The organism is Hymenobacter coccineus, from assembly GCF_001816125.1.
Classification (GTDB): Bacteria; Bacteroidota; Bacteroidia; order Cytophagales; family Hymenobacteraceae; genus Hymenobacter; species Hymenobacter coccineus.
Genome location: NZ_MDZA01000214.1, coordinates 1 through 3199 on the forward strand (window position 1 = coordinate 1; position 3199 = coordinate 3199).

General features: G+C 65.0%; 4 protein-coding genes. 2 read left to right on the top strand and 2 right to left on the bottom strand.

What is annotated here, in order from left to right:
- Positions 1-66 precede the first annotated feature (66 nt).
- Both BEN49_RS12940 and BEN49_RS12945 read left to right on the top strand, forming a co-directional pair.
- Positions 67-411, top strand: coding sequence for a DUF6249 domain-containing protein (locus BEN49_RS12940; protein ID WP_070744063.1), 345 nt, complete (start codon positions 67-69; stop codon positions 409-411).
- A gap of 53 nt (positions 412-464) precedes the next feature.
- Positions 465-1400 carry an alpha/beta hydrolase family protein gene (locus BEN49_RS12945; RefSeq protein WP_070744065.1) on the top strand — a complete coding sequence of 312 codons (936 nt, stop codon included), beginning with the start codon at positions 465-467 and terminating at the stop codon, positions 1398-1400.
- A gap of 249 nt (positions 1401-1649) precedes the next feature.
- Here BEN49_RS12945 and cobA read toward each other — a convergent pair whose 3' ends face one another.
- A complete protein-coding gene (gene cobA, locus BEN49_RS12950; RefSeq protein WP_070744067.1) occupies positions 1650-2402 on the bottom strand; it encodes a uroporphyrinogen-III C-methyltransferase in 753 nt (250 codons plus the stop codon).
- A gap of 10 nt (positions 2403-2412) precedes the next feature.
- Positions 2413-3135: a precorrin-2 dehydrogenase/sirohydrochlorin ferrochelatase family protein gene (locus tag BEN49_RS12955; protein WP_094123159.1), complete on the bottom strand. Its 723-nt coding sequence runs from the start codon at positions 3133-3135 to the stop codon at positions 2413-2415.
- Positions 3136-3199: the final 64 nt, after the last annotated feature.

The window sequence follows — 3199 nt, forward strand, 5'->3', positions numbered from 1 at the left end:
GGTCACAGGGGTGTGACCGGCAGCGCCCGGCCGGCGTCTAAGGGAAAACTATTCCTCGTTTTTCTCATGGAAAATTCCTTTGCCGCGGCAATACCCGTTGCCATCAGCGTAACCTTATCCGGGTTCGGCATCGCCTACTACTACCTCACCACCCGGTCGCGGGAGCGCTTGGCCTTGATAGAAAAGGGACTGGCAATCAGTTCTTTTGCGCAGCCTACCAGCTATTTACCGCTGCTCCTGCTCCTGGGCGTACTCAGCATGGGCATTGCGGTTGGCATTGTGGCCGGGGCCGGGCTGACCACGCTCGTGGGCAGCCAAAGCTACGTGTATCCGGTCACCATCTTCTTCTTCGCCGGCCTAAGCCTGGTCGTTGCTTACCACCTGCTGAAAGCCTTGCCCGCCCCGAAGTAAGGAGCGTGCCAGTAGCCGGGCTTAGCAGCCAACTTTTTCACCCCCGCCACAAAATGAAAAATCGCTTTCTCGCCTTCACCGCCCGCTTTTATTGCCGCCGGTGGCTGGTCGTCACGGGGCTGCTTGCCGTCGCCGCCGTTCGGCCGGTGGCGGCCCAATCCGTGGCGTTCTGCGCCGAAGACGTTGCCTTCACCAGTGCAGGCATTAAGCTGGCCGGCACGGTCTTAATTCCCAGGCACTTGGCGGCGGCAGTCGTCCTCGTCCACGGGTCGGGGCAGGAAAAGCGGCAGCTGGAACTGGCGATGCGCTTGGCCGGCCGCGGCATCGCGGTGCTAACGTACGACAAGCGCGGCGTGGGCGAATCGGGCGGGGTGTACGCGGGGCCGGAAGTCGGCACCAACAACGTGGACGCGGCCAACCTCGGCTTATTGGCCGCCGATGCCAGCGCCGCCGCCACTGCGCTGGCGGCCCAACTGCCCGCCCAGCACGGGCCGGTGGGCCTGGCGGGCGGTAGCCAGGCGGGCTGGGTCATTCCGCTGGCCGCCACCCAGAATCCGGCCGTGGGCTTCATGGTGTTGTTCAGCGGCCCCGTGGTGAGCGTGCGCGAGCAGTTGCGCTTTCAGTTTTTTACGAACGGCGACCGCCGCTTTTGGGAGACGCACACCGAAGCCGAGGCCCGGGCGCACCTGCGCCACGACCCCGACCGCTACCAGTTTGCCGACACGGATGCGCGCGGTGTCCTCGCCACGCTCGCCATTCCGGGGCTTTGGCTTTTTGGAGGCCAGGACATTCAGGCCCCCGTCCGCTTGTCGATGGAAAACCTGGACACGCTCCAAGCCCACGGCAAGCCCTACCAGTACCAGTTGTTCCCGGCCCTGGGGCACAACACGGCCTTCGCCAAATCGAACGAGCCCGTTGAGGCAGCCATTCGCTGGATTGAAGCCCTGCCCCACCCCAAGAAACATAGCATGCGGAGGGCCAAGGGGTAGGGAGCAGGCCAAATAGTTTGGGGTTTTTCAGGTACCGAAAACCCCCAAAGTAATGCCTGACTCAGCGTTGGATGCGGCTTCTAGACCAAACTTTGTTGGTGATCTAAAACGTGATGGTCCGGCGATTTTTTCGGTCGTCGGACCACTCTTACTGCGCGCTAGGGCTACCTTTTAGCAAGAGGGGCCCGACGAAGTCCCCCGGGCAATTCGCCGGACCACCCCGTTTCGTACCACCGCCCAAACTTTTAACTAAGGTCTCCCGCGCTGCAGGCTAGGCAACTCCCGCCCTACGCCCACCACGTCGCCGATGAAGATGATGGCCGGGTAGGTGATTTCCTGGGCCGCGACCAGCGCCGGCAGGTCCTGCACGCGGCCGATGGCCACCTTGCGGTGCGGCAGCGAGGCGTGCTGCACCACGGCGGCGGGCGTGGCCCCGCGGCCCATTTCGACGTAGGTGGCGGCGATTTCGGCCACTTTTTTCAGGCCCATGTAGATGACCACTGTCGAGTTGCTCTGCATGGCCAGGCGCAAATCGGCAGAGAGCTGGCCGTCCTTTTTGGTGCCCGTCAGAATCCAGATGCCCTCGCTCACCACGCGGTGCGTGAGGGGAATGTCCTCGAAACCGACGGCCTGCATGCTCGAAATGCCCGGCACGTAGTGCGCCGCAATGCCGTGGCTGCGGGCAAAGAGCATCTCCTCGAAACCCCGCCCGAAGATGAACGGGTCGCCGCCCTTCAGCCGCACCACGCGGCCGTGCGCCAACGCTTTTTCGCGGATGAGTTCGTGGATAACTTCCTGGGGCGTGTACTCGCCGTAGGGTTTTTTGCCCACGTAGATGCACTCGCAGGCCACCGGCGCGAGGGCCAGCAGCTCTTGGTTGGCGAGGTTATCGTAGAGTATCACGGCCGCCGTTTGCAGCACCTTATGGGCCTTGAGGGTGAGCAGCTCCGGGTCGCCGGGGCCCGCCCCTACTACGAATAATTCGGGAACGATATCCGCCATATACACTTGTTCAGTAGTTAGCTAGCTCCTTGGTTTTCATCCACCGGTTTATCGGCCTGGGGGCCCCAGCGGGCCACGGCCAGGGCCCCGGCGGCCAGCACCGCGCCCACGGCCAGCGCCCGCCAGCGCCGGGTGGCGGGGGCCACGTAGCCGGGGCCCCGGCCAGACCGGCCGTCACGGCGTCGAGGGCTTTCACCTTGGCGGCGAAGTCGCCGGCCAGCTGCTTGCGGATGGCGGGCATCTTTTGCAGCACCGCGTCCAGTTCGTCGGGCAGGGCCGCTTCGAGCACGGCGCGCAGGCGCTTGGCCACCGTGGGCGACTGCCCGTTGGTGGACACGGCCACCTTCAGGGCCCCCTTCTGCACCACCGACGAGAGGTAGAAATCGCAGAGCGGCGGCGTATCGGCCACGTTCACCAGCAGCCGGGCGGCGTGGGCGGCGGCCACGATGCGCCGGTGCAAAGCCGGGTCGTCGGTGGCGCAAAACACGAGGTCGGCCCCTTCCAGAAACGAATCGGCGTAGGACCCCACGTGCAGCTGCACCGCCGGGTGGCGCGCCGCCAGGGCCCGCAGCGCCGGCAAAAACGTGAGGCTCACCACCGTCACGGCCGTGGCCGGGCTGCTGCGCAGGATGGCGGTGAGCTTTTCCAGGCCCACGTTGCCGCCGCCCACCAGCAGCACGCGCAGGTTTTCGAGCTTGAGGAAAACAGGAAAGAGCGGATTCTGAACGGGCATTTTCAATCGGTAATGAAGAGGGACGAACGCGCGGGGCCCGGCGGTGCCACCCGGCTGCGCTGGC

What these genes read in the sequence shown, in the direction of transcription:
- BEN49_RS12940 (WP_070744063.1), top strand. Translation starts at nt 67, where the DNA reads ATGGAAAATTCCTTTGCCGCGGCAATACCCGTTGCCATCAGCGTAACC.
- cobA (WP_070744067.1), bottom strand. Translation starts at nt 2,402, where the DNA reads ATGGCGGATATCGTTCCCGAATTATTCGTAGTAGGGGCGGGCCCCGGC.
- BEN49_RS12955 (WP_094123159.1), bottom strand. Translation starts at nt 3,135, where the DNA reads ATGCCCGTTCAGAATCCGCTCTTTCCTGTTTTCCTCAAGCTCGAAAAC.
- BEN49_RS12945 (WP_070744065.1), top strand. Translation starts at nt 465, where the DNA reads ATGAAAAATCGCTTTCTCGCCTTCACCGCCCGCTTTTATTGCCGCCGG.